Raw genomic sequence first — 22,602 nt, forward strand, 5'->3', positions numbered from 1 at the left:
GTTTTTTTAAAGTTCATTCACAGTTTATCTAAATAAAATGTTGAACTCGTATTTTGGTTAAAATATAATATTTTAGAAAGGAAGTGAGATATGCATTTCAGAGACAAAAAATCTGCAGAAATATATAAGCTATTATATTTTTTAGCAGCCATTTTATTTTTTTCATCGTTTGTTTTCGACACCCCAACTGAGGTTTTAAATGGATTTGTAAAAATATTAGTTACCCCTTCAAATCTTTTAACAGACTATATGCTAGTTGGTGGCATAGGCGCAGCTTTTTTTAATGCTTCAACTATAATGTTAGTTTCCATCTTAATTACAAAATCACTTAAAGATGATATTAACGGTTCCGAGGTCGCCGCCATACTACTAGTTACAGGATTTGCTTTCTTTGGTAAAAATATTTACAATTCAATTCCCATAACAGTTGGAGTTTTTCTATACGCAAAGCTCGAAGGTTCAGATTTAAAATCTGTAATCTTGCCCGCTCTTTTTGGAACTGCTTTAGGGCCACTTGTAAGTGAGATAACTTTTTCTTTTGGCTATCCCCTTTTAAAAGGTTTCATTCTAAGCTATATATCCGGTATCTTAATAGGACTTGTAATAACTCCTGTTGCATCTGCATGTCTTAGATTCCACCAAGGTTATAATCTATACAACTCTGGTTTCACCGCTGGTATAATTGGTATGATTGTAGTTGGTATACTAAGAATGTTTGATATTGAAATCGAAACTGTGAATGTGGTATATATAGAAAATGATTTTAGAATAAGAATTATACTCTATTTAATTTTTATATCCATGGTCTTATATGGCCTATTTAAAAATAAATTTAATCTTAAAAGTTTATTTGATATTATGAAACACTCCGGACGTCTTCCAAGTGATTTTATAGCTTTGAACGGTCTTTATCCAACAATTATAAACATGGGCGTTATGGGGCTTATATCAACAACTTATGTAATTTTAATCGGTGGTAAATTCAATGGACCTGTTATAGGCGGAATACTTTCTGTAACTGCCTTTGGTGCATTTGGTAAACATCCTAAGAACTCAATTCCTATTTTGATTGGTGTTTACTTGACATCTACGTTAAATAAATACGATATAAGTGCCACATCAAGTATCTTGGCTGGACTGTTCGGCACTACTCTTGCTCCTATCACTGGAGAATTTGGTTTCTTCTCTGGTATCATTGCAGGATTTTTACACATGGCTTTAGTCTTTAACATAGGTGCTGTTCACGGAGGTATAAACCTATACAACAATGGATTTTCAGGAGGATTCGTAGCCGCTATGCTAGTTCCAATTTTAAAAGAATTCAAAAAAATAATGCTTAATTTAAGGAGACAACATGATTGAAGATCAAAAACATAAATCAAAACTGATTAGCTCTGCTCTTTTAGACTACTATTTTCACATTGGAGGAAATAATATTCAGTTGGACATAAAGTTTATAGATAACAAACTTGTTCTCAACTGTTCAGGTACTATAGATAAAAAACCGGATGACCTTGAACATATAAACGAACTGATTAATCTTCCAAGGTATGATGATGTTGAACTATACTATGCAGAACTATTAGACCTTTCTGATGGTGATAGCTCTATGTTCAATTTGGTTAGTGATTTAATTGACAGTGGAAGTGCCACTTACGAACGTGGTATTCTATCGTTTCATTTAGAAAGAATTTATATAGATAATTTATCATAACAAGTGCAACATAAATAAACTCATAGCTAATCAGCTGTGTTAATATGTAAGTGACCAAACAAAACATATTAAAAGGAGTGATTAACTATGAGCTATAACCATCTTACCATAGAAGAAAGATCTTGTATTTACCAATTTTTAAATTTAGGAATGAGTATAAGGAAAATTGCACAAGCACTTAAAAGGTCACCTAGTACAATATCTAGAGAAATTAAAAGAAATTCATCTAAGATAAAAGTTAGTAGGGGAAGTTACACTAAGTACTTTCCGATAAAGGCAAATGATAAATATATTGATAGAAGAAAAGACTGCCATAGAAAAAGTAAATTTTCTAAAGATGTTATTGATTATTTAACTGTAAAGATTAACGAACATTGGTCCCCTGAACAAATATCAAATAGAAACACAAATGAGATTCATGAATTACCATCTACATCAACGATATATAGAATGATACACGCCAAAAAGCTGCCAAAAACTAGTATGAAAAATTTGAGAAGAAAAGCTAAATTTAAAAGGCCAGCAGAAAAAAGAGGAAAATTCAATGATAAAGGTAGAACAATTAAGAAAAGACCTAAAGAGATATACAGAAGGCAAGAATTAGGCCACTGGGAAGCAGATACAGTGGAATCAGGCAGATTAGATCATAAAAGGAAAAGTAGATGTTGTTTCGTAACTTTAGCAGAAAGAAAATCTAGATATTATATAGCAATCCTAGTTGAAAATAGAAAGTCGGAAAGCGTAACACCAGCAATAATAAATGCATTAAAAGATTATCCAAAAGAATTAGTAAAAACAATAACCTTTGATAGAGGTAAAGAATTTTCAGAATTTGAGAAAATAGAAAAAGAATTAGGATGCAAAACTTATTTTTGTGATCCCTATTGTGCATGGCAAAAAGGTACAAATGAAAATAGTAACGGACTTTTGAGGGAGTTTTATCCTAAGGGTATGGATTTATCAGAAGTGAATATTGATGAATTAAATTATAACTTAAGTTTAATGAATAATAGACCTAGAAAATGTATAAAATATAAAACACCTAAAGAAGAACTTTTTGGTCTCTTACCATAGGTGTTGCATTTGATTTGACAATTCGTCTATATAAAAAGTGTGTCGGAATTTTTTTCTGACACACTTTTTATATAGTATTTAATTTTTGATTTAATACACTTATTTTTTCAAGTCCATACAGTGCTAAATCTTCAATTATCTCTACTTCATAGTTTAAGTTTTCAAGTATTAATCTACTTTGTTCTCCCGTAGCAACGATTTTTAAATCAGAATGCTCTTTTGACATATTTTTTATAACATACTCCACTGTACTCAAATAGTGGTGATATATTCCTGTCTGTATCGCCTTTGTGGTTGAGTTGCCAAGCATTGTATCTATTTTTATGAGTTCAACTTTTGATAGCTTTGCCATTTCCTTTAGAGAATTCAAAGCCATATTCATGCCCGGTATTATCATTCCACCCATAAAGTTGTTGCCGTTTAAGAAATCTACAGTTATGACTTCATCTATATTTAAAATGAGAGCTTTCTCACCTATTGTATACGCCGCTCTTACAATTCTGTCTGAGCCAACGTCTTTAGGATTTTCACATTTTATATTAAGACCTGTCTTTATTCCCGCACCAACTACCATTGCTTCAGGAAATATCTCTCTGTAGTTCTTTGTCATGTCAGGTACAACAGAAGATATTATTGAGTTTGTAACTTGATTTAAACTATAAGGTTCTATAAGTTGTTTAATTTTAAGTCTTATTTCATCTACAGTTTCTGAAGAATCTGTTTTTATTTTAAACTTGTGTAATAACAAGCTATCTTTAAACAATCCTATTTGAACACTTTTATTTTCTATATTTATTGCTAAAAGCATAATTACCTCTTAGAAGAAAGTAAAACTCCTTTAACCACTGCTGTAGTTACTATAACTGAAAGTATTGCTTCTGGAATTCCTGAAGTGATTGCAATTCCAAAAATAACTTGTCTAGCAAGCTCTACAGGTTGTCCCACTGCTATCATATATTGTTCTGCATATAGTATATACATCATCCCTAAAAAGAATATTGTATTTGTCATAGAACCTATAAAAGCACTTGCCACTACTGCAAAGTCTGAGTTCATTTTCTTATTTGTGTAGTACAACATAAACAAACTAAGTCCTAAGAATATTGTACTTAGTACAATTGTCATAGTGCTGCCGCTACTTGTAATGTTAGAGTATAGAACGTATCCTAAAAATCCTGAACAAATTGTCCAAGCTACATAAGATAATTTTTTAAGCAATTTTTCATCTAACTTTTTAACCCATATATAAGCATATCCTGCAAATAGACCTATTAAAATTCTAGGTAGTACAGACACCAAAGGATTCATTATAAATGGTGTTAGTGGAGATGCGTTCATTATAGATCTCATTATTGATGATAATCCAAATATCAATCCAACTATTGCACCTACAAAAGGTCCTTCAATTATTGCACCTATTATTACAGGTATGTGAAGAGTTGTTGCGTTCAAAATACCAAGTGGAATAAATCCCAAAGGTGTAAATCCTAACGCAGCTGTTATTGCTCCCAAAATTGATATGATAATCAACTTTCTGTTCTTCGTTCTACTACTTGTTCTATCCATTTTTTCCTCCTGATAGGGTTCTTTAAGATACCCTTCAAATTTTTAGAGATTTATAAGATTTTAAATCTCCACCATCGCTGGATTCATAAATTGCATTTGCTATACTTCTTGAAATACACTTAGCTGCCATAGCACCTACAAAAGTAACATCACAGTCCACTTCCCCAGTTGCCACTGAGAAGATGGTATCTCCATCAAACATTGTGTGCACTGGTTCGATTGACCTTGCATAACCATCATGTGCCATTTGAGACACTTTGTTCAATTGTACTTTTGATAGTTTACCATTTGTAGCCACTATTGAAATTGTAGTATTTCTACCTTTAAACGCATCGTAGTCACTCAAATGTTCATAGACTTTTAATGTATCTAAGAACTTCTCTTCCTCTTGAGAATAACAACCAGCTATCTGGATTCTTCTCTCTGAGTCAAATACATCTCCAAATGCATTTAAAATTGTAAGCGCTGCAATTTTAAGTTCTCCAAACTGCATACTTGCTTGCCCTAAACCTGATTTCATAGCATATTTATTGCCAAGTATCTTTCCAACACTTGCTCCCGTGCCAGCTCCAATAGAACCCATATTGGTATCCTTTGAAACATTCTCACAGGCATTATATCCCATTTTAAAATCCGGTCTTATATTTGCATCTCCAACAGATAAATCGAATATTACAGCAGATACCACAATTGGAACTTTTGCAAAACCTGTATCAAGTCCAATCTCTCTCTCCCTAAAATATTCCATTACTCCACTTGATGCCTCAAGACCAAAAGCAGAACCTCCCGATAGGACTACTGCATTGACCTCGTCAACCATGTTTTCGCTCTTTAATAAATCAGTCTCTCTTGTACCAGGAGCTGAACCTCTTACGTCAACTCCACACTTAACTGGTCTGTCGGGAATAATTACAGTTACTCCCGTAAGAGCATCATAATTTTGAGCATGACCTACTTTTATGCCCTCAATATCACTTAAATACCCTGGATAAATTTTTTCAGACATTTTTTCTTATATCTCTCTCCAATTCATTAAATAATACTTCTCTTTTTACGTTTTCAGAAGTTTCTTCGTCCTTAAACAAAGTTATCAATTCAAACGCCAAAATTTGAGCTATAGAAGGTCCCATAGCTGTTATTATATTTTCATCCCTAACCACCGGTTTGTCAATCCTGTTTTGTACTGAAAGCCTATTCTCAACGCCCGGATAGCAAGTGAACTTTCTATTTTTCAAAATTTTTGCAGCATCAAGTACCATAGGTCCGGCACAAATTGCTATTACATATTTATCTTCTGTGCTATACATTCCAACGAGTTCTCTAACTTTGCTGTTATTACTCAAATTAGTAGAGCCAGGTTGACCTCCTGGTATGTATATCCCCTTATACTCTTCAATTTTTACATCATCTAAAAGATAATCTGCAACTATCTTAACTCCGTGAGCTGACTCAACTTCTCTAACATCTTTTACCGAAACAAGATCTACTTTAATATCCGCTCTTCTTAGATAATCACTTACAGTAAGAGCCTCAATTTCTTCAAACCCATCTTCTAACAGAACAATTAAATCTTTCATAACTTATTCCTTTCTCATGGCTTTAGATTTGTTTTCAGCTGCAAGTATAGCATCTATAATCGTTCCTCTAAAGCCTCTCTCTTCAAGAACCCTAACACCTTCGATAGTTGTACCTCTAGGCGAAGTTACCATATCCTTTAGCTCTCCCGGATGTTTCTTAGTTTCCAGAACCATCTTAGCTGAACCTAGCACTGTCTGCGCTACAAAATTGTAAGCATCCTCTCTCTTTAAACCTGTCAACACAGCAGCATCTGCAACAGACTCTATAAACATATACACATAAGCCGGCAATGAGCCACATGCTGCTGAAAATCCATGGAACAAATTGCTATCCAGTACGCTCACTCTTCCAAAAAAACTAAAGATTTCTTTTACATCACTAAGGTCCTCTTCAGTCACTTTCTCACTTGGACAGATTGCACTCATTCCCTCGCCAACCATTGCAGGTGTGTTTGGCATAGACAAGATAAATTTTCTATCTCCAAGCAAATTAGTTAAACTCTCTATAGTCTGTCCAGCTGCTATGGAAATCACTATGGTTTCCTCTCTTAAATCTTCTCTTATCTCTTCCACCACCAATGGATATATATGTGGTTTCACAGCCAAAATTATATAATCAGATTTTTGAGTGAGTTCTTTAGCACTGACTATATGTACATTTTCACCCCTATATTCTTCCAAACTGCTTGATTTACTTGATAGATATAGTTCAAAACCTCTTTCAATAAGTGCGTGGGCGATTGCTCCGCCCATATTTCCTACTCCAATTATTCCAATCTTCATATTTTCTCACTCCTATTCTACTGCTATTATCACATAAACGTTTTTAAATTTCCACAACGCTAAACTAATGATACAATATAGTGTAGGAGGGAATAATGGAAATATCTCTTTTTGAATTATTCAAAATATTCTTTAAAATAAATTCAATAACATTTGGCGGAGGATATACGATTGTCCCTGTAATCTCAAATGAATTTTCAAAAAATAGAAAACTTCTATCTGAAGATGAAATGTTTGACATAGTTGCACTTGCACAAAGCGGCCCGGGCGCCATGGCAATCTCAACCTCACTTCTAACCGGCTATAAGCTTAGAGGATTTTGGGGTGCTGTGGTATCTTTAGTGGCATCTGTGCTACCTTGCCTAATAATACTTAGCATTATATCCAGCTTCTACATTCAGTTTAAAAATAATTTCTTTATACGTTCAATTTTAGACGGGATAAGTGGAATAATCTGTGCAGTATTGCTCTTAACAGTTTATGAGATGGGCAAGAATGCGACAAAAAAATATAAATACTTTTCTTCTATAATTATCATTTCAGTGTTTGTATTAAGTTTTATCTTTAAAGTAGACACTGCAAAACTAATCTTCGGAAGTGCCATTATTGCAATACTTACTTTCTATTTTAGGAAAGGAGATGTGAAATGATATTTTTTAAACTATACATCACCTTTTTAAAAATAGGAGCTCTTTCATTTGGCGGCGGCTATGCGACCATACCACTGATAAGAAAATTTGTAGTCGAAGAAAATGGATGGATGAATATGTCTGAGTTCTTAGACATAGTGAGCATATCTCAAATGACACCAGGTCCAATAGCTATAAACTGTGCAACTTTTGTCGGACAAAAAATCGGCGGAATTTTAGGATCTATTATAGCAACTTCAGGAGTTATAACCATCCAATCTATATTGATGTTGTCACTTGGCTACTTTCTATTTAAAAAACGTAAGACTTTTAAAATTTTAAACTATATGCTCGTTGGCATAAAAGCTTGCATTGTATCTCTAATATTTATTACCGCAATATCACTTATAAAGTCTTCAATACTCACTGAGTCGATAAACATACCAGCCCTCGCAACCTTTGTAATTGGATTTGTATTATATTTGAGAAAAGTTAACCTATATAGGTTGTTGCTAATCGGTGGTGGCATTGGATTAATAATTAATATTGTTTTAACTTCAAGCTTATAATACAATTAGTATTAAAATAATAAAGGAGAATCATATGTGGAATAGAAAGGAATTAAAAAGCAAATCAAAACAATTTCTAAAGAGATATATGCTAAAAGCAATCTTAGCATGTCTAATCTTTTCTCTTGTAGAAGGTTTATTTTCGGGGCATAGTAGTTCTGGAGACAGCAATACCCATACATACAACCAACATGAGATAAATGAAATTCAACATAATTTTCCATTTGAAAGATTTGATAAGTTTGGAAATAGCGATGGAAAATATGACTATACTATCTACAACAAGAATGTAAATGACAATGTCTTTAGCAATAAACTATTTTCACCAAACAATCCGTTGAAAAAGTTTGTAACAATCTCTGTAACAGGTACTGTACTTGCAGCACTAATTATAACCGGATTTTTAGGTTCCATCTTTATTTTAAAACCTATGAAAATCGGATTGAAGAGATTCTTTTTAAATGGCTATAGAGATGAGGCAAGAGTCTCCGATATGTTCACTACTTTTACAGATGGGCATTGGGTGGGATATTCACTAAAGCTACTCTATGTAGAATTTATAATTTTCTTGTGGACGCTACTACTTATAATTCCGGGAATAGTTAAGGGTTATCAATACTACTACGTTCCATACATCCTATCAGACCATCCCGAATACTCTGCAAGAGAAGCCATGGCTCTATCAAGAGAGATGAGTGATTGTAAAAAATCTGATATCTTTATGTTAGATTTATCTTTTATCCCTTGGATTTTGGTAGCTGTGCTAACTTTTGGTTTAGGATTTTTAATACTAACACCTTACATTGAAGGTACTTCAGCAGCTCTATACCTACACGAAATTGATGAACCAGTTGAATTTTCAGATTATGAATATTAAAAAACAAAGCTCCTTTAGATTATAAATCTATCAGGAGCTTTTTAATTTAGAAATAAAACATCTCTTCAAATTTTTTGTCTAGTGCAATACATAGTATAAGAGCGAGTTTTGCCGTAGGATTGAATTGGCCCGTTTCAATTGAACTTATTGTGTTTCTCGAAACTCCTATAATATCTGCCAAATTTTGCTGTGAAAATCCATTTTCAGTCCTTATCTCTTTTAAATTATTTTTTAATTTTAAACTATCGTCCATTATCTCAACCACTCTACCAAATTTGCAAATCCTATAATTGTACCACCAACTATAATAGAAATACTTGCTATTTTTTCAATATTATTTTCATAATCTCTATTGTACAACTTTGAAGTATATATTCCTACTAACATCGCCACAAATATAAAAGTTGCTTGAGAAATATCTAATTTTTTATATTTTCCTATTATCCACACAACTATAAAAGCTACACTTACAAAAATACTTCCCATCTCAAAGCTTTTTGAAATAAGATTCTTTTGTCTTTCGTCATTAAATATATTTTCTTTTTTATACTTTTCTAATAATTCATCTTTATTCATTTATTCACCAACTATCTCAACCATATCCAATAAAGAGTTGCCAAACTAAGTATAACAGCTAAAATTGAAGCCATTATAAACTGTACTAAATAAAACTTTTTATTATTAAACTTATACATTGCATACCCTTCACTTCCCATAAAAGTTAAATACATCGCCAAAAGAGATTCTCTCCAAATTAATGTATGCTCTTTTATTGCACAAGAAACATAAAATAGTACAAAAAGCAAAGATACAAAACCAAAACCTATTTGAATACCACGTAAAGCATAACTTTCTTTAGCTTCATCAAATTTTTCCATTCTACTTTTTTAAGTACTTCTTCCCTTAACATATTTAACCATCATCTTATTCGCCAAGTTTACTTTGCAAATACATTCTATATCCGCCAAGTGTACTTGTCAACATAGAAATAAAAAAGTGCTGACTTTTCAATCAACACTCTCTAAGATTATTTTCAAATTCTATTCAACTTCCAATGGAATATGTTTAAACTCATTTACATCGAATAGTCCCTTATCCGTCATCTTTATATCTGGTATAACAGGTAGTGCCATAAACCCAAGAGTCATAAACGGATCTATTCCATCTCCCACTCCAAGTTCTTTTGCTTTATCCAACAGTCGATTTATTTCTTCGTGCACTTCAAGCATTGACTTACTACTCATTATTCCAGCTATATCAAGCCTTAATGATTCTTCCAATTTTCCATTTGAAGAAATTGCCATTCCGCCGCTCATCTTGTCTATCTTTTCTATTACATTTAACATATCTTGGTCGTTGTCGCCTATTACAATTAAATTATGGCTATCATGCGCTATTGTAGTTCCCACTGCTGCATTCTTTATGTCATAGCCTTTTATAAGTCCTATAGCTATAGTCGAAGCGCCGGTGTGTCTTTCGATTACAGCTATCTTTCTTATTCCATCATCTGAAAATTTAAAATAACCATCTTCAACTTCAACCTCATACTCCAATTTTTTAGTGAGTAGAGATTCTCTTTCCATTTTAATAACATGAACTCTATTTGAATTTAATTTTATCTTCAAATCATCCAGTGTAAATTTTCTAATTTTCATTTTAGAAAGAACTTTTGGAGAAAGCTTTTGTGGAAAATCAACTATTATCTTTTCATCTTCAGCCACTTTCTTGCCTGAAATATACACGCTCTTTGCATGGATGTCGTTTAAATTTTCAAATAGGAAGAAATCTGCTGCATATCCTGGCGCAATTGCACCACTGTTTTTAATTCCATAACACTGTGTTGGAATTAGAGTTGCCATTTTTATTGCATCTAAGGGTTCCATGCCAAGCCTTATTGCTTTTCTAACATTGTTATCTACATTACCATCTTTTAATAAATCTGCCGGATGTCTGTCGTCAGTGCAGAAGAAACATCTATTTATATTGTCCTTAGTGACCCCGTCTATAAGTGCTTCTAAATTCTTAGCTGCAGTTCCCTCTCTTAATTGGATGTACATTCCACGTCTGATTTTTTCTTTCATCTCTTCCACATTTGAACACTCGTGGTCTGTTAAAATCCCAGCCAAGACGTAATCGTCCAAACTCTTTCCCTCAAGTAGTGGAGCATGGCCGTCAACTACCTTATTGCTTTTCTTTGCCAAGTCAATTTTATCCAAAATATCTTTTGACCGATTTACAGTGCCCACGAAGTCCATCATCTCACCAAGTCCCAAAACTTGAGGATAGTCTATCATCTCACTGTAATCACTTGCCTTTAATATAGCTCCACTTGTTTCAAAAGGAGTACATGGCACACATGATGGTAACATAACATACACATGAGCTGGTAGGTCTTTGGTTTCGTCTATTATATATTCTATTCCATCTATTCCACACACATTTGCTATTTCATGAGGATCCGCTATTATGGTTGAAACACCTCTTGCAACTAGACACTTTAAAAATTCAGCAGGAGATACCATTGAAGATTCAATGTGCACATGTCCATCTGTCATAGTTGGTGATAAATATGCTCCATTTGCTTCTACTATTTCATCAGCTTCAGTATAATCTCCTACTCCAATGATTTTTCCATCTTTTACAGCAACATTACCTTGATAAATTTCATTTTGAAATACATCTATAATCTTTGCATCTTTGATTAAAAGATCTGCTTTCATCCCACTATGTAACATCTTGCTCCTCCTTCTGTTATTAATCAGACAATAATTTATAATTTAATAACATTTTTTCAATTAATTTTAATCTTTTTCTCATTATAACTATTTTCTACTAACTTGTAAAATCGATTTCCTATATTGTTTTATTTTATTTGACGAATTGTCAAATCAAATGCAACACCTATGGTAAGAGACCAAAAAGTTCTTCTTTAGGTGTTTTATATTTTATACATTTTCTAGGTCTATTATTCATTAAACTTAAGTTATAATTTAATTCATCAATATTCACTTCTGATAAATCCATACCCTTAGGATAAAACTCCCTCAAAAGTCCGTTACTATTTTCATTTGTACCTTTTTGCCATGCACAATAGGGATCACAAAAATAAGTTTTGCATCCTAATTCTTTTTCTATTTTCTCAAATTCTGAAAATTCTTTACCTCTATCAAAGGTTATTGTTTTTACTAATTCTTTTGGATAATCTTTTAATGCATTTATTATTGCTGGTGTTACGCTTTCCGACTTTCTATTTTCAACTAGGATTGCTATATAATATCTAGATTTTCTTTCTGCTAAAGTTACGAAACAACATCTACTTTTCCTTTTATGATCTAATCTGCCTGATTCCACTGTATCTGCTTCCCAGTGGCCTAATTCTTGCCTTCTGTATATCTCTTTAGGTCTTTTCTTAATTGTTCTACCTTTATCATTGAATTTTCCTCTTTTTTCTGCTGGCCTTTTAAATTTAGCTTTTCTTCTCAAATTTTTCATACTAGTTTTTGGCAGCTTTTTGGCGTGTATCATTCTATATATCGTTGATGTAGATGGTAATTCATGAATCTCATTTGTGTTTCTATTTGATATTTGTTCAGGGGACCAATGTTCGTTAATCTTTACAGTTAAATAATCAATAACATCTTTAGAAAATTTACTTTTTCTATGGCAGTCTTTTCTTCTATCAATATATTTATCATTTGCCTTTATCGGAAAGTACTTAGTGTAACTTCCCCTACTAACTTTTATCTTAGATGAATTTCTTTTAATTTCTCTAGATATTGTACTAGGTGACCTTTTAAGTGCTTGTGCAATTTTCCTTATACTCATTCCTAAATTTAAAAATTGGTAAATACAAGATCTTTCTTCTATGGTAAGATGGTTATAGCTCATAGTTAATCACTCCTTTTAATATGTTTTGTTTGGTCACTTACATATTAACACAGCTGATTAGCTATGAGTTTATTTATGTTGCACTTGTTATGATAAATTATCATTTAAAAAGCAGAGGTAACTTAGAAAGTCTAAGCTACCTCCACTTTTATTTATTCAATTCTATTGGCATTTCAAAAACAATTTTCTTTGGTAATTTTTCAAATGCTGCTCTGTTCTTCAATTCATATCTCTCTATCTCTCCTTTTTCGTTATAACCAATTTCATCTGAACTATTCAATTCAAATTTCAGTACATAATTTTTATTTAAGTCTATATTTTTACCGCTCTTGAATTCTGAATGCATGATTTTTTCGTCACCCATTAAACCCTTTGATTCAATTTCAATTTCATTTCCCATTTCATCTATTAAAAATGTATTAGAAATATTGTGTATAGTAGCTGGCAAATCTAAATTATTCCACCATGATAATTTAAAATTAGGTCCCACATCATCTATGTCAACTCTATCTATATTTACAACCACTCCGTCAATCTCTTGTCTTTGGTTTAATATATATGTGTCGGCTTTTAGATTTTCAACTTCTGCTACAAAATTCCATTTCCCACTTATTTCTTCTCCAGTTTTATAGTTTGCTATTTTTCGAACTTTAAATTTAATTTTTAATGGGTCAACTTTCTTTAGAAAATCTATATTTGATTTTGTTTCTGAAATATAAGTGTTGTTGCCCATATATTTTACAGCTTCTGAACCAGTGCTACCTTTTTCCACAGTATTTTTAAAACTCAAATCTGATTGTAAATATACTTCTTCGCCCAAATATTTATCTGTCTTTATAATCGTAGTTAAACTCACTTCATTATTTGAATACACCACGTCAACAAGTCTTATGCTAACTCCGTTTGAATATACTTCTTCATCTACTTTCTTACTTGCATTTTGATATCCTTCGTCTCCGAATAAACTAAATATATTACTGTAGACAGGTAAGTCTTTGGTATATTTCGGAAATGCCATTCCAAGTGTGAATATAAACGCCAAGGACGCCGCCACGTATGAATATCTAAAGCTCCTAAATTTCTTTTTATTTTCTCTGTATAGTTTTTCTTTTAAATCTTCCAATTCTCTTTCCGGCACTTTTATATTATCTAAATTCTTTAAATCCATATCTCTCACTCCATTGAAAATCTAAGTTTTTTTAAAATTCTGTGAACTCTGCTCTTAACTGTTCCCTCTTTAATTCCCATCTCTTCAGCTATCTCAACATTTGAATAGCCTTTGAAGTATTTTAAAAATATTAATTCTCTCTGTTGCTGGTCTAAATCTTTAATCGCATTTAAGAGATCTATGGTCTGTTCATAATCAGATTCTATTTCTTCGCTAGATATCTCTTCATTTATTTGAACTGTATTTCTATTCTTGTTCAAATAATCTATGCACGTATTTATCAAAATTCGTATAATCCATGTGTCGAAGTATTCTATATTTTTTAATCTGTGGTAACTTTTCAATCCTTTTAAAAGTGTTTCTTGAACACAATCCATAGAATCATCTCTATTTCTAAGATAAGTAAATGCAATTTTATAAAGTTTATATTCTCGGTTTTCCATTAAACTTTCAAAATCTTCATTTCTTTTCATTTCTCCCTCCTTGTTTACTTATTAGACTGTGCTCTAATTTAAATCGTTCCATTTTATTTAAAATAATTTTATATCTTATGTTATACTTCTATTATAAATTAATTTTAGAAGTGGTGTTATGGATAAAAAAATACAAATGTCAGAAACAGTTTTATTAGGAGTTCTTCTTGCTATTTCAGGCGGATTTATGGATGCATATTCTTATATCTTTAGGGACCATGTATTTGCAAATGCTCAGACTGGAAATATTATTCTTTTTGGAATTCATCTGTCAGAGGGAAATATTCATGAAGCTATAAAATATTTTTGGCCTGTAATTGCTTTTGCTGCGGGTATAATATTGGCTGATTTCTTTAAATACTTTGAGCATAGATACAAACTCCATTGGAGACAACTTTCTGTGCTTGTAGAAATTTTTATTTTTTCTATCGTGGCTTTTATTCCAACTGATTACAATCTGTTGGCAAACAGTTTAATATCTCTTTCTTGTGGAATACAAGTTGAAAGTTTTAGAAAAATATATTCTCACTCTATTGCCACAACCATGTGCATTGGCAATTTAAGAAGTGGTACAGAAAATTTATACAATTTCTTAATGAATAAAGACGAAGTGAGTTTGAGAAAAACTCGCCTATACTTTGGAATCATACTTTGCTTTGTGATTGGTGCTATTCTTGGCAATATATTTATCGAACTATTTGCTGCCAAAACTATTTTGATGAGCTCTATAATACTTAGCATTGTATTTCTACTTATGTTTGTCGATATTGAGCCTGAAAATAAATTTTTTAAATAGTAAAAACCCTTTTTACTCAAATTACTAAGTAAAAAGGGTTTTTTTTGAACACTTATTTTAAACTACGTATTAATTTTTGATTATACTTTTTTCAAGATTATATAATACTTGCGCCACTTGAGCTCTTTCAGGTCATCTTTTAAGGTAGATTATTTACTTATTGTTTCTTGAAGAGGTGTCATTTCAGGAAATAACTTGTCGTATATTTTTTGATTCTTTTCTGTTGCTTGTTCTACTATTTTATATAGCTTGTCTAATTCTGCATTTATTTCTTTTGTTTCTTCATCTGCTTTATCTGCTAATTTTTCCATTTCTTTATCTAATTCTTTTAGCTTTTGTTCATCTGCTTTCAGTATCGCTTTTTCTTCTGCTGTCAATGTTTTTGATTTTTCTATATCTGACATTATATCGTCTGTTAGATCTTCTTCTTTCATTTCTTCATAGAATTTTTCCCATATTTTTTCATTTGCATTGAACAACTCGTCGTATCTTTCATAGATATCACCCATAATTTTTTCGTTTATATCATTTGATTTTGTTTCTAAGTCTTCTATTTTTTTCCATGTTGGTTCTAATTCTTTTTCTGTTTTAATTAGTTGTTCTTTCTCTGCTTCTGTAATGTTCTTTGATTTCTTTATATAGTCTATGAAGCTTTCTTCTTGTTTTTCAATGTCTAATATATAAGCACATTCATTTGCTTTTTTTGTCTCCATCTTCATTTCTGATGCATTTACCGGCATCATGTTTGTCATCATTGTTCCGCCTAATACTATTCCTGTTAATAATAATTTACCTAATTTTTTCATTGTAGTTCACTCCTTGTTCTCTTTTCTTATTTTTATTTTTGATAGTTTGTTTTTCTATCTGTCATTATTCTAAAAAATTTACCTAGGAGAAATCCCCTCAACTTTGAATGAATTACATGTTTATTTGTGGCAAAACTATGGCAAAATTTTACTTTTAAATTAAAAAAGCATTTGTCTTACCTATTGGTATTTCAAACGCTTTTTGTTTTATTTTAAAATGTGTATAGAAACTTCTTCTATAAGTCCTTCGTCATGAATCTTTTGTATTTCATAAATATATTTTCCATCATCTAACATCTTTCCTATTTCTAAGTCTTCGCCTTTTTCTTCAATCAGTTTTGATATTAAACCGCCTAAAGTTTCAGCTCCTCTTGAGTCTATATCATAGTTATAGACTTCATTAATCTTAGTTACAGGCGATGATGCAGAAAATACTTTATGGTTTCCAAGAGATATTAATTCTGAACCCGTATGATTTTGTATTAAATACTTTCTAATTATGAATAGTACTGCAAGTGATATTACCCCAATTAATATATCTTGTAGAGTTTCTGTATATATCAACATCTTTCTAGCGATAACAAGAGTTACAAGATGCACTATTGTAGTGTCATTATGCGCCACCATCAATAGTACAAACTCCATGGCTATTACCAATAAAAATACATGTGATAGAAATTTTTTAAATAATTCTATACTTTCTACAGCTCCACTACCTAGGATATTTATATAGTATTTAAAAATATCTGGCACTGATATAAGTATACCTATCATAAGTAATATTGAAATTACTATTTCAAATAAAAAGACGATTTTGTTGAGTTTGAGTAAAACTTTTCTTCTGTTCATTTTATTCTCCTCTTAAACTTGCATTGTTTTCTTTAGTTCCGCCTTCATTTTTTTCAATACTTTTTTCTCTATTCTAGATACTGTCATCTGGGAAATATCTAATTTTTTAGCTATAGCAACTTGTGTTTTTTTGTTCATATATCTGTCGATTAGTATAGTTCTTTCAACTTCATTTAAATCGACCATTGCTTTTTCCAACAAGTCATTTATTTCAATTTTGTCGAAATATTTTTCATCTTCTCCAATTAAATCTGATAGATTTACTTCCTTGTCATCTCCATTTGAATCATAAACTACGTCTAATGATTGTGGTGAGTATACTTTTGAGGCTTCTATAGATTCTAATATTTCTTCTGGAGTTGAATTTAAATATTCTGCTATATCTTCGACTGTAGGTACTCTTTGATATTCTTGAGCTAATGTGTTCTTAGCAAGATTAATTTTCTTGGATAGCTCTTGAATTCTTCTAGGGACTCTTATTGTCCAGCCTTTATCTCTAAAATATTTTTTTATTTCTCCTATTATTGTAGGAGTTGCAAAAGAAGAAAATTCATAACCTCTACTCAAATCATATCTGTCTATGGCATAGATTAATCCTATAGATGCTACTTGATATATATCATCATAGTCTATACCTCTTCCAGCATATTTTTTAGAAAGAATTTCTGCTATATAAAGGTGTTCTTCTATCAAGATATCTCTTAGCTCAGGATCTTGATTTTCTTTATAGATTTTGAAAAGTTCTCTTCTCTCTTCTTTTGTAAGTTTTCTGTTTAATTTATAATATTCTTCTCTATTCATTTTCAAACCAAATCTATAATAAGTTGTAGTTTATCTTCTTCGATTCTACTTTCATCAACTAAACAATTTATTATTGTCTTAGCTAGTTCTGTTTCTTCACTTGTTTCGTCAGTTACATTTGGACAGAATCCTGAGATTTGTATTTCTACTTTTTCTTCTGAAATTCTATATTCTAAATCAATATCTAGTGAACATTGATGTTTCATAACTATATTAAGACTTTCATTTACAGCTGCTTTAACATCTTCAATCTTATCAAAGTCTAATTGATAACTCATCAATAACCCAGATGTGAAAAGTCTTACAGAACTAAAAAATTGTGGTTCCTTAGGAATATTTAACTTTATAACTTTCATTTATTCACCCATATTAAAAACTGTATCAAGTTTTGTTATTGTAAACAACTTCTTGATTGATGGTTTTACTTCTTCAACTTTGATTCCAAATCCGTCTTCTTTTACTTGATTAAGAATATATATTAAAGCTCCTAATCCAGTTGAATCAATATATTCAAGTTTTGAACCGTCTATTACTATATTGGACTTATCTTCTAAATATTTTTTTATTACTTCTTCTTTAAATTCAGAAGTAGTTGTTATATCCAACTCTCCAACTGGTATTACTTTTAAATCTTCTTGTTTTTCAAATTCTATATTAAAAGCCATATTTTAATCTCCTATATATTTAGCAACTGCCACTACATCTGAATCTGTAATATTCATCAATTTAACTCCTGATGTAGATCTGCCCATAACAGAAATGCCGTCTATTTGAATTCTAATAATTATTCCGTTTGAAGTAATCATCATAATATCATCATTACTTTCCATTATTTTAGCAGATACAAGCTTTCCTGTCTTGCTTTTTACTTTATAAGTTATTATACCTTTTCCCGCTCTATTTTGTACCTTATATTCTGACATTGGAGTAAGTTTTCCATATCCTTTTTCAGATATTACAAGCATAAGTTTATCATCACTTGCAATTTCCATGCTGACAACTTCATCATCATCATTTAGTGAGATTCCCTTTACTCCCATAGCAGTTCTAGCCATTTTTCTTATGTCTGTTTCTTTAAATCTTATACTCATACCATCTTTGGTAACAAGCATAATGTCTTCTTCGCCTGTAGTGATTCTTGTTGAAACTATAGAGTCTCCATCTTTTAAAGTTATTGCAATCAATCCTGATTTTCTGATATTTTGGAATTCTTCAAATGATGTTCTCTTAACTATACCGCTCTTAGTAGCCATTACTATATTTAAGTTTGAATCAAAATCTTTAACGTGGATTATTGACTCAACTGACTCGTCTTGCTCTAAGTTAAGTAGGTTTCTTATTTGAGTTCCCTTAGATTGTCTTGAGCTCTCTGGTATTTCATAAGCTTTTAATCTGTATACTCTTCCTCTTGTAGTGAAGAACAGTATAGACTCGTGGCTTGATGTTATAAATAAATCACTTACAAAGTCTCCATCTTTTGGAGTTGTAGCTGAAATTCCTCTTCCGCCTCTCTTTTGAGGTTTGTAAGTTCCTTCAGGCATTCTCTTTATATATCCACTTTGAGTTAGTGTGATTATAACATCTTCTTCTTTTATGATATCTTCAATTTCAATATCACCTTCAGAATTTTTTATAACTGTACGTCTAAGGTCTGAGTGCTTATCTCTTATTTCGATAAGCTCTTCTTTTATTACACCCATAAGTACATCATGGTTTTCAAGCACCTTTGTAAGCCATTCTATGGTCTCTAATAGCTGTTTGTACTCCTCATCCAACTTATCTCTTTCAAGACCTGTTAAACGTCTTATTCTCATGTCTAATATAGCTTGAGATTGTGCATCTGAAAGTCCGAACTCTTCTAAGAATTTATCTTTAGCTTCTTGGTCATTGTTAGAGCCTCTTACTATTTGAATAATTCTTTCGATATTGTCTAATGCTATCTTTAATCCTTCAACTATATGTGCTCTTGCCTTTGCCTTGTTTAAATCAAATTCAGATCTTCTTGAAACCACTTCTATTTGGTGATCTACATAGTGAGTTATCAATTCTTTTAGATTTAAAACTTTAGGCACTCCACCTACAAGCGCAAGGTTTATAATACCAAATGTAGTTTGCATTTGAGTGTTTTTATACAATTTATTAAGTACTACATTAGGGTTTGCATCTCTTCTAAGGTCTATTACAATTCTAATTCCCTTACGAGAAGATTCATCTCTAATTGCAGTGATACCGTCTATAATCTTTTCTTTGGCAAGTTGAGCTATTTTCATTATCAAGTTTGATTTGTTTACTTGGTAAGGAATTTCTGTAACTACAATTCTAGTCTTATTCTTTACTTCTTCAAACTCAGCAACGGCCCTTACTTGAATTTTTCCTCTTCCTGTTTGATAAGCTCTCTTTATTCCATCACGGCCCATAATTTGAGCTCCTGTTGGAAAATCAGGTCCCTTTATAGTCTTCATAAGCTCATCAATAGTTATATCGTTATTGTCTATATATTCTACAACACCGTTTATTACTTCTGCTAAGTTATGAGGTGGCATATTAGTAGCCATACCTACAGCTATACCGTTTGAACCATTTACAAGAAGATTTGGAAATCTTGATGGAAGAACCACTGGTTCCATTTCTTCTTCATCGAAGTTTGGAGCAAAATCAACTGTTTCTTTATTTATGTCCCTTAGCATTTCAAGAGCAAGCTTTGACATTCTAACTTCGGTATAACGCATAGCCGCAGCGCCGTAACCGTCTATATTACCAAAGTTACCTTGACCATCTACTAATGGATATCTCGTACTAAAAGTTTGAGCAAGTCTTACTGTTGCATCATATATGGAGCTGTCACCATGAGGGTGAAACTTACCCATTACATCTCCGACAAGTCTTGCAGATTTTTTAAATTGTCCTGTTGGAACAAGTCCCAACACCTGCATTCCATGTATAATTCTTCTGTGAACAGGCTTTAATCCGTCTCTTACATCTGGTAAAGCTCTTGCCACTATTACACTCATGGAATAGTCGAGATATGATTTTCTCATCTTCTCATTTAAATCTACTTCAACAATTCCATTTTTTGTTTCTGTCATATATATCTCCTATTATGCATCTATATTTTCTGCAAAAAGTGCATTTTCTTCTATAAATTCACGTCTTGGCTCTACATCAGAACCCATAAGTATTGAGAATGTTTCGTCTGCTTCAACCGCATCTTCAATCTCTACTTTTAAAAGTATTCTTCTTTCAGGATCCATTGTTGTAGCCCATAGGTCTTCAGGATTCATTTCACCAAGACCCTTGTATCTTTTAATATCAAATTTCTTGTTTCTTCCAAGTTCATCCAATGATTTTTTAAGCTCTGCTTCGTCATATACATATTTCAAAGCTTTTGAACCTTTTAAAATTCCAAATAGAGGAGGTTGTGCTACATACACATGTCCTTCTTCTATTAATGGTCTCATATATCTAAAGAAGAAAGTTAGTAGCAGTGTCATGATGTGTGCACCGTCTACATCGGCATCGGTCATGATTACAATTTTATTGTATCTTAGATTTTCTATGTTGAAATCTTGTCCTATTCCGGTACCAAAAGCTGTTATCATAGCTTTAATTTCATCTGAAGCAAGCATCTTATCAAGTCTTGCCTTTTCAACATTCATTATTTTTCCACGTAGAGGTAGTATTGCTTGGAACACTGAATCTCTTGCATCTACTGCAGAACCTCCCGCAGAATTACCTTCGACTAAGAATATTTCTGTGACATCATTATCTGAAAGTTGACAGTCTGAAAGTTTACCAGGAAGTGGCATAGCATCTAACATATTTTTCTTTCTTGAAAGATCTCTAGCCCTTCTTGCAGCTTCTCTTGCTCTTCTCGCTGAAAGTGCTTTATCTAAAATTAACTTTCCTACTTTAGGATTTTCTTCTAAGAAATCTGTCAGTGCATCAGAAACTACTGAATCTACAATTCCTCTTGTCTCTGAATTTCCAAGTTTAGCTTTAGTTTGTCCTTCAAATTGAGGATTAGGAAGCTTAACGCTTATTACAGCACTCAAACCTTCTCTTACATCGTCCCCAGATAGATTTTCTTCTTTTTCTTTAATTATGTTGTACTTTCTTCCGTATTCATTGATAGTTCTTGTAAGAGCTGATCTGAAACCACTTAAATGGCTTCCTCCCTCTTCTGTGTTTATATTATTTGCAAAACTTATCACATTTTCAGAATATGCATCGGTGTATTGTATTGCTATTTCAACCAATGTCTTATCTTTTTCTTGGTCTATATATACTATTTCCTTATGAATAGGAGTTTTCTTTCTGTTTATATATTCAACAAAAGATTTTATACCACCTTCATAGTAGTAAACTTCTTCTCTTGTTTTTTCTTCTCTGAAATCTTTGAAATTTATTCTGACACCTTTGTTTAGGAATGCCATTTCTCTAAATCTCTTAGACAAAATATCCCATTCAAAAATTAAAGTATCAAATATTTCCGGGTCAGGACTAAAAGTTATCTTAGTTCCAGTTTCATTTTCCGGTACTTCTCCAACAATTTTTAATTCAGAAGTTGGTATACCTCTTGAAAAAGTTTGTTGGTGTATTTTGCCTTCTCTCTTTATTGTAGCTGTAAGGTTAGTTGATAGAGCATTTACTACACTCACCCCTACACCATGTAGACCTCCTGATACCTTGTAGGCATCATTTGAGAACTTACCACCTGCGTGTAGTATTGTAAGTACAGTTTCAACAGTACTCTTCTTTGTTTGAGGGTGAATGTCTGTAGGTATACCTCTTCCATCGTCGCTTACAGAAACACTTCCATCTTCTTCAATCTCTATAGTTATTTCACTACATCTTCCAGCAAGTGCCTCATCTATTGAGTTGTCTACAATTTCATATACTAAATGATGAAGTCCCTTAGACCCCGTTGAGCCTATGTACATACCAGGTCTTTTTCTTACCGGTTCAAGACCAGTAAGAACCTGTATATTTTCAGCTCCATAATGCTGATTATTTTTTTCCATTTAATTCTCCT

At 32.0% G+C, this 22,602-nt stretch carries 26 protein-coding genes; 7 read left to right on the top strand and 19 right to left on the bottom strand.

Annotation, left to right across the window (positions count from 1 at the left end):
* Nucleotides 1-90: 90 nt before the first annotated feature.
* The 3 genes from B8869_RS06505 (at nt 91) to B8869_RS06515 (ending at nt 2,788) form a co-directional block, all read left to right on the top strand.
* A complete protein-coding gene (locus B8869_RS06505; protein ID WP_084230833.1) occupies nt 91-1,362 on the top strand; it encodes a DUF1576 domain-containing protein in 1,272 nt (423 codons plus the stop codon).
* A complete protein-coding gene (locus B8869_RS06510) occupies nt 1,355-1,714 on the top strand; it encodes a hypothetical protein (RefSeq protein ID WP_084230834.1) in 360 nt (119 codons plus the stop codon). Before B8869_RS06505 ends, B8869_RS06510 begins: the two co-directional genes overlap by 8 nt.
* An 87-nt stretch (nt 1,715-1,801) precedes the next feature.
* Nucleotides 1,802-2,788 (top strand): IS30 family transposase, encoded by a 987-nt coding sequence (locus B8869_RS06515; RefSeq protein ID WP_084229742.1) that lies wholly within the window; start codon nt 1,802-1,804, stop codon nt 2,786-2,788.
* Nucleotides 2,789-2,855: 67 nt separating this feature from the next.
* Here the strand turns inward: B8869_RS06515 and B8869_RS06520 are convergent, their stop codons facing one another.
* From B8869_RS06520 to proC, 5 genes are read right to left on the bottom strand one after another with little or no spacing between them, the layout of a single operon-like run.
* A complete protein-coding gene (locus B8869_RS06520) occupies nt 2,856-3,596 on the bottom strand; it encodes a type III pantothenate kinase (protein ID WP_084230835.1) in 741 nt (246 codons plus the stop codon).
* 2 nt (nt 3,597-3,598) lie between these two features.
* A complete protein-coding gene (locus B8869_RS06525; protein WP_084230836.1) occupies nt 3,599-4,354 on the bottom strand; it encodes an ECF transporter S component in 756 nt (251 codons plus the stop codon).
* Nucleotides 4,355-4,388: 34 nt separating this feature from the next.
* Nucleotides 4,389-5,360 carry a P1 family peptidase gene (locus B8869_RS06530; protein ID WP_234989772.1) on the bottom strand — a complete coding sequence of 324 codons (972 nt, stop codon included), beginning with the start codon at nt 5,358-5,360 and terminating at the stop codon, nt 4,389-4,391.
* A complete protein-coding gene (locus B8869_RS06535) occupies nt 5,353-5,931 on the bottom strand; it encodes a DJ-1 family glyoxalase III (RefSeq protein ID WP_084230837.1) in 579 nt (192 codons plus the stop codon). The genes B8869_RS06530 and B8869_RS06535 overlap by 8 nt, the downstream gene beginning before the upstream one ends.
* 3 nt (nt 5,932-5,934) lie before the next feature.
* Nucleotides 5,935-6,714, bottom strand: coding sequence for a pyrroline-5-carboxylate reductase (proC, locus tag B8869_RS06540; protein WP_084230838.1), 780 nt, complete (start codon nt 6,712-6,714; stop codon nt 5,935-5,937).
* Between the two features lie 95 nt (nt 6,715-6,809).
* On the opposite strand from proC, the gene B8869_RS06545 reads away from it, so the two are divergent.
* Genes B8869_RS06545 through B8869_RS06555 form a run of 3 tightly spaced genes read left to right on the top strand, consistent with a single transcriptional unit; the run spans nt 6,810 to nt 8,789 of the window.
* Nucleotides 6,810-7,364 (top strand): chromate transporter, encoded by a 555-nt coding sequence (locus tag B8869_RS06545; protein ID WP_200805966.1) that lies wholly within the window; start codon nt 6,810-6,812, stop codon nt 7,362-7,364.
* Nucleotides 7,361-7,912 (top strand): chromate transporter, encoded by a 552-nt coding sequence (locus B8869_RS06550; protein WP_084230840.1) that lies wholly within the window; start codon nt 7,361-7,363, stop codon nt 7,910-7,912. Before B8869_RS06545 ends, B8869_RS06550 begins: the two co-directional genes overlap by 4 nt.
* A 34-nt stretch (nt 7,913-7,946) precedes the next feature.
* Nucleotides 7,947-8,789 carry a DUF975 family protein gene (locus B8869_RS06555; protein WP_084230841.1) on the top strand — a complete coding sequence of 281 codons (843 nt, stop codon included), beginning with the start codon at nt 7,947-7,949 and terminating at the stop codon, nt 8,787-8,789.
* A gap of 46 nt (nt 8,790-8,835) precedes the next feature.
* Here B8869_RS06555 and B8869_RS06560 read toward each other — a convergent pair whose 3' ends face one another.
* The 7 genes from B8869_RS06560 to B8869_RS06590 form a co-directional block, all read right to left on the bottom strand.
* On the bottom strand, nt 8,836-9,042 hold the full coding sequence (locus B8869_RS06560) for a helix-turn-helix transcriptional regulator (protein ID WP_084230842.1): 207 nt from the start codon (nt 9,040-9,042) through the stop codon (nt 8,836-8,838).
* The gene (locus B8869_RS06565) at nt 9,042-9,365 is read right to left on the bottom strand and encodes a DUF6442 family protein (RefSeq protein ID WP_084230843.1); all 324 of its coding nucleotides are present in this window, start codon (nt 9,363-9,365) and stop codon (nt 9,042-9,044) included. The genes B8869_RS06560 and B8869_RS06565 overlap by 1 nt, the downstream gene beginning before the upstream one ends.
* Nucleotides 9,366-9,376: 11 nt before the next feature.
* Entirely contained in the window at nt 9,377-9,667 is a 291-nt protein-coding gene (locus B8869_RS06570; protein ID WP_084230844.1) for a DUF6442 family protein, read from the bottom strand.
* 162 nt (nt 9,668-9,829) lie between these two features.
* Nucleotides 9,830-11,524 (bottom strand): adenine deaminase, encoded by a 1,695-nt coding sequence (ade, locus tag B8869_RS06575; RefSeq protein WP_084230845.1) that lies wholly within the window; start codon nt 11,522-11,524, stop codon nt 9,830-9,832.
* Between the two features lie 166 nt (nt 11,525-11,690).
* On the bottom strand, nt 11,691-12,677 hold the full coding sequence (locus B8869_RS06580) for an IS30 family transposase (RefSeq protein ID WP_084229742.1): 987 nt from the start codon (nt 12,675-12,677) through the stop codon (nt 11,691-11,693).
* A 148-nt stretch (nt 12,678-12,825) separates the two neighbouring features.
* The gene (locus B8869_RS06585) at nt 12,826-13,845 is read right to left on the bottom strand and encodes a DUF4179 domain-containing protein (protein WP_084230846.1); all 1,020 of its coding nucleotides are present in this window, start codon (nt 13,843-13,845) and stop codon (nt 12,826-12,828) included.
* 5 nt (nt 13,846-13,850) lie between these two features.
* On the bottom strand, nt 13,851-14,318 hold the full coding sequence (locus B8869_RS06590) for a sigma-70 family RNA polymerase sigma factor (RefSeq protein WP_084230847.1): 468 nt from the start codon (nt 14,316-14,318) through the stop codon (nt 13,851-13,853).
* 118 nt (nt 14,319-14,436) lie between these two features.
* Here B8869_RS06590 and B8869_RS06595 point away from each other — a divergent pair, with 118 nt between their 5' ends.
* Entirely contained in the window at nt 14,437-15,114 is a 678-nt protein-coding gene (locus tag B8869_RS06595) for a YoaK family protein (protein ID WP_084230848.1), read from the top strand.
* A gap of 149 nt (nt 15,115-15,263) precedes the next feature.
* Here the strand turns inward: B8869_RS06595 and B8869_RS06600 are convergent, their stop codons facing one another.
* The 7 genes from B8869_RS06600 to gyrB all read right to left on the bottom strand — a co-directional run bounded on the left by B8869_RS06600 (nt 15,264) and on the right by gyrB (nt 22,591).
* A complete protein-coding gene (locus B8869_RS06600) occupies nt 15,264-15,920 on the bottom strand; it encodes a coiled-coil domain-containing protein (protein ID WP_084230849.1) in 657 nt (218 codons plus the stop codon).
* Between the two features lie 207 nt (nt 15,921-16,127).
* Nucleotides 16,128-16,769, bottom strand: a complete 642-nt coding sequence (locus B8869_RS06605) for a transporter associated domain-containing protein (protein ID WP_084230850.1) — start codon at nt 16,767-16,769, stop codon at nt 16,128-16,130.
* Nucleotides 16,770-16,781: 12 nt separating this feature from the next.
* Nucleotides 16,782-17,570: a SigB/SigF/SigG family RNA polymerase sigma factor gene (locus tag B8869_RS06610; protein ID WP_084230851.1), complete on the bottom strand. Its 789-nt coding sequence runs from the start codon at nt 17,568-17,570 to the stop codon at nt 16,782-16,784.
* A 2-nt stretch (nt 17,571-17,572) separates the two neighbouring features.
* The gene (locus B8869_RS06615; protein ID WP_084230852.1) at nt 17,573-17,926 is read right to left on the bottom strand and encodes an ATP-binding protein; all 354 of its coding nucleotides are present in this window, start codon (nt 17,924-17,926) and stop codon (nt 17,573-17,575) included.
* A complete protein-coding gene (locus B8869_RS06620) occupies nt 17,927-18,235 on the bottom strand; it encodes an STAS domain-containing protein (protein ID WP_084230853.1) in 309 nt (102 codons plus the stop codon).
* A gap of 3 nt (nt 18,236-18,238) precedes the next feature.
* On the bottom strand, nt 18,239-20,656 hold the full coding sequence (gene gyrA, locus B8869_RS06625) for a DNA gyrase subunit A (RefSeq protein WP_084230854.1): 2,418 nt from the start codon (nt 20,654-20,656) through the stop codon (nt 18,239-18,241).
* Nucleotides 20,657-20,668: 12 nt separating this feature from the next.
* Entirely contained in the window at nt 20,669-22,591 is a 1,923-nt protein-coding gene (gyrB, locus tag B8869_RS06630) for a DNA topoisomerase (ATP-hydrolyzing) subunit B (RefSeq protein WP_084230855.1), read from the bottom strand.
* Nucleotides 22,592-22,602: the final 11 nt, after the last annotated feature.

Source organism: Peptoniphilus asaccharolyticus DSM 20463 (assembly GCF_900176115.1).
In the GTDB taxonomy this organism is placed as follows: Bacteria; Bacillota; Clostridia; order Tissierellales; family Peptoniphilaceae; genus Peptoniphilus; species Peptoniphilus asaccharolyticus.

Excerpts from the sequence above, each read along its gene's own strand:
- B8869_RS06505 (WP_084230833.1), top strand. The coding sequence starts at position 91 with ATGCATTTCAGAGACAAAAAATCTGCAGAAATATATAAGCTATTATAT.
- B8869_RS06510 (WP_084230834.1), top strand. The coding sequence starts at position 1,355 with ATGATTGAAGATCAAAAACATAAATCAAAACTGATTAGCTCTGCTCTT.
- B8869_RS06515 (WP_084229742.1), top strand. The coding sequence starts at position 1,802 with ATGAGCTATAACCATCTTACCATAGAAGAAAGATCTTGTATTTACCAA.
- B8869_RS06520 (WP_084230835.1), bottom strand. The coding sequence starts at position 3,596 with ATGCTTTTAGCAATAAATATAGAAAATAAAAGTGTTCAAATAGGATTG.
- B8869_RS06525 (WP_084230836.1), bottom strand. The coding sequence starts at position 4,354 with ATGGATAGAACAAGTAGTAGAACGAAGAACAGAAAGTTGATTATCATA.
- B8869_RS06530 (WP_234989772.1), bottom strand. The coding sequence starts at position 5,360 with ATGTCTGAAAAAATTTATCCAGGGTATTTAAGTGATATTGAGGGCATA.
- B8869_RS06535 (WP_084230837.1), bottom strand. The coding sequence starts at position 5,931 with ATGAAAGATTTAATTGTTCTGTTAGAAGATGGGTTTGAAGAAATTGAG.
- proC (WP_084230838.1), bottom strand. The coding sequence starts at position 6,714 with ATGAAGATTGGAATAATTGGAGTAGGAAATATGGGCGGAGCAATCGCC.
- B8869_RS06545 (WP_200805966.1), top strand. The coding sequence starts at position 6,810 with ATGGAAATATCTCTTTTTGAATTATTCAAAATATTCTTTAAAATAAAT.
- B8869_RS06550 (WP_084230840.1), top strand. The coding sequence starts at position 7,361 with ATGATATTTTTTAAACTATACATCACCTTTTTAAAAATAGGAGCTCTT.
- B8869_RS06555 (WP_084230841.1), top strand. The coding sequence starts at position 7,947 with ATGTGGAATAGAAAGGAATTAAAAAGCAAATCAAAACAATTTCTAAAG.
- B8869_RS06560 (WP_084230842.1), bottom strand. The coding sequence starts at position 9,042 with ATGGACGATAGTTTAAAATTAAAAAATAATTTAAAAGAGATAAGGACT.
- B8869_RS06565 (WP_084230843.1), bottom strand. The coding sequence starts at position 9,365 with ATGAATAAAGATGAATTATTAGAAAAGTATAAAAAAGAAAATATATTT.
- B8869_RS06570 (WP_084230844.1), bottom strand. The coding sequence starts at position 9,667 with ATGGAAAAATTTGATGAAGCTAAAGAAAGTTATGCTTTACGTGGTATT.
- ade (WP_084230845.1), bottom strand. The coding sequence starts at position 11,524 with ATGTTACATAGTGGGATGAAAGCAGATCTTTTAATCAAAGATGCAAAG.
- B8869_RS06580 (WP_084229742.1), bottom strand. The coding sequence starts at position 12,677 with ATGAGCTATAACCATCTTACCATAGAAGAAAGATCTTGTATTTACCAA.
- B8869_RS06585 (WP_084230846.1), bottom strand. The coding sequence starts at position 13,845 with ATGGATTTAAAGAATTTAGATAATATAAAAGTGCCGGAAAGAGAATTG.
- B8869_RS06590 (WP_084230847.1), bottom strand. The coding sequence starts at position 14,318 with ATGAAAAGAAATGAAGATTTTGAAAGTTTAATGGAAAACCGAGAATAT.
- B8869_RS06595 (WP_084230848.1), top strand. The coding sequence starts at position 14,437 with ATGGATAAAAAAATACAAATGTCAGAAACAGTTTTATTAGGAGTTCTT.
- B8869_RS06600 (WP_084230849.1), bottom strand. The coding sequence starts at position 15,920 with ATGAAAAAATTAGGTAAATTATTATTAACAGGAATAGTATTAGGCGGA.
- B8869_RS06605 (WP_084230850.1), bottom strand. The coding sequence starts at position 16,769 with ATGAACAGAAGAAAAGTTTTACTCAAACTCAACAAAATCGTCTTTTTA.
- B8869_RS06610 (WP_084230851.1), bottom strand. The coding sequence starts at position 17,570 with ATGAATAGAGAAGAATATTATAAATTAAACAGAAAACTTACAAAAGAA.
- B8869_RS06615 (WP_084230852.1), bottom strand. The coding sequence starts at position 17,926 with ATGAAAGTTATAAAGTTAAATATTCCTAAGGAACCACAATTTTTTAGT.
- B8869_RS06620 (WP_084230853.1), bottom strand. The coding sequence starts at position 18,235 with ATGGCTTTTAATATAGAATTTGAAAAACAAGAAGATTTAAAAGTAATA.
- gyrA (WP_084230854.1), bottom strand. The coding sequence starts at position 20,656 with ATGACAGAAACAAAAAATGGAATTGTTGAAGTAGATTTAAATGAGAAG.
- gyrB (WP_084230855.1), bottom strand. The coding sequence starts at position 22,591 with ATGGAAAAAAATAATCAGCATTATGGAGCTGAAAATATACAGGTTCTT.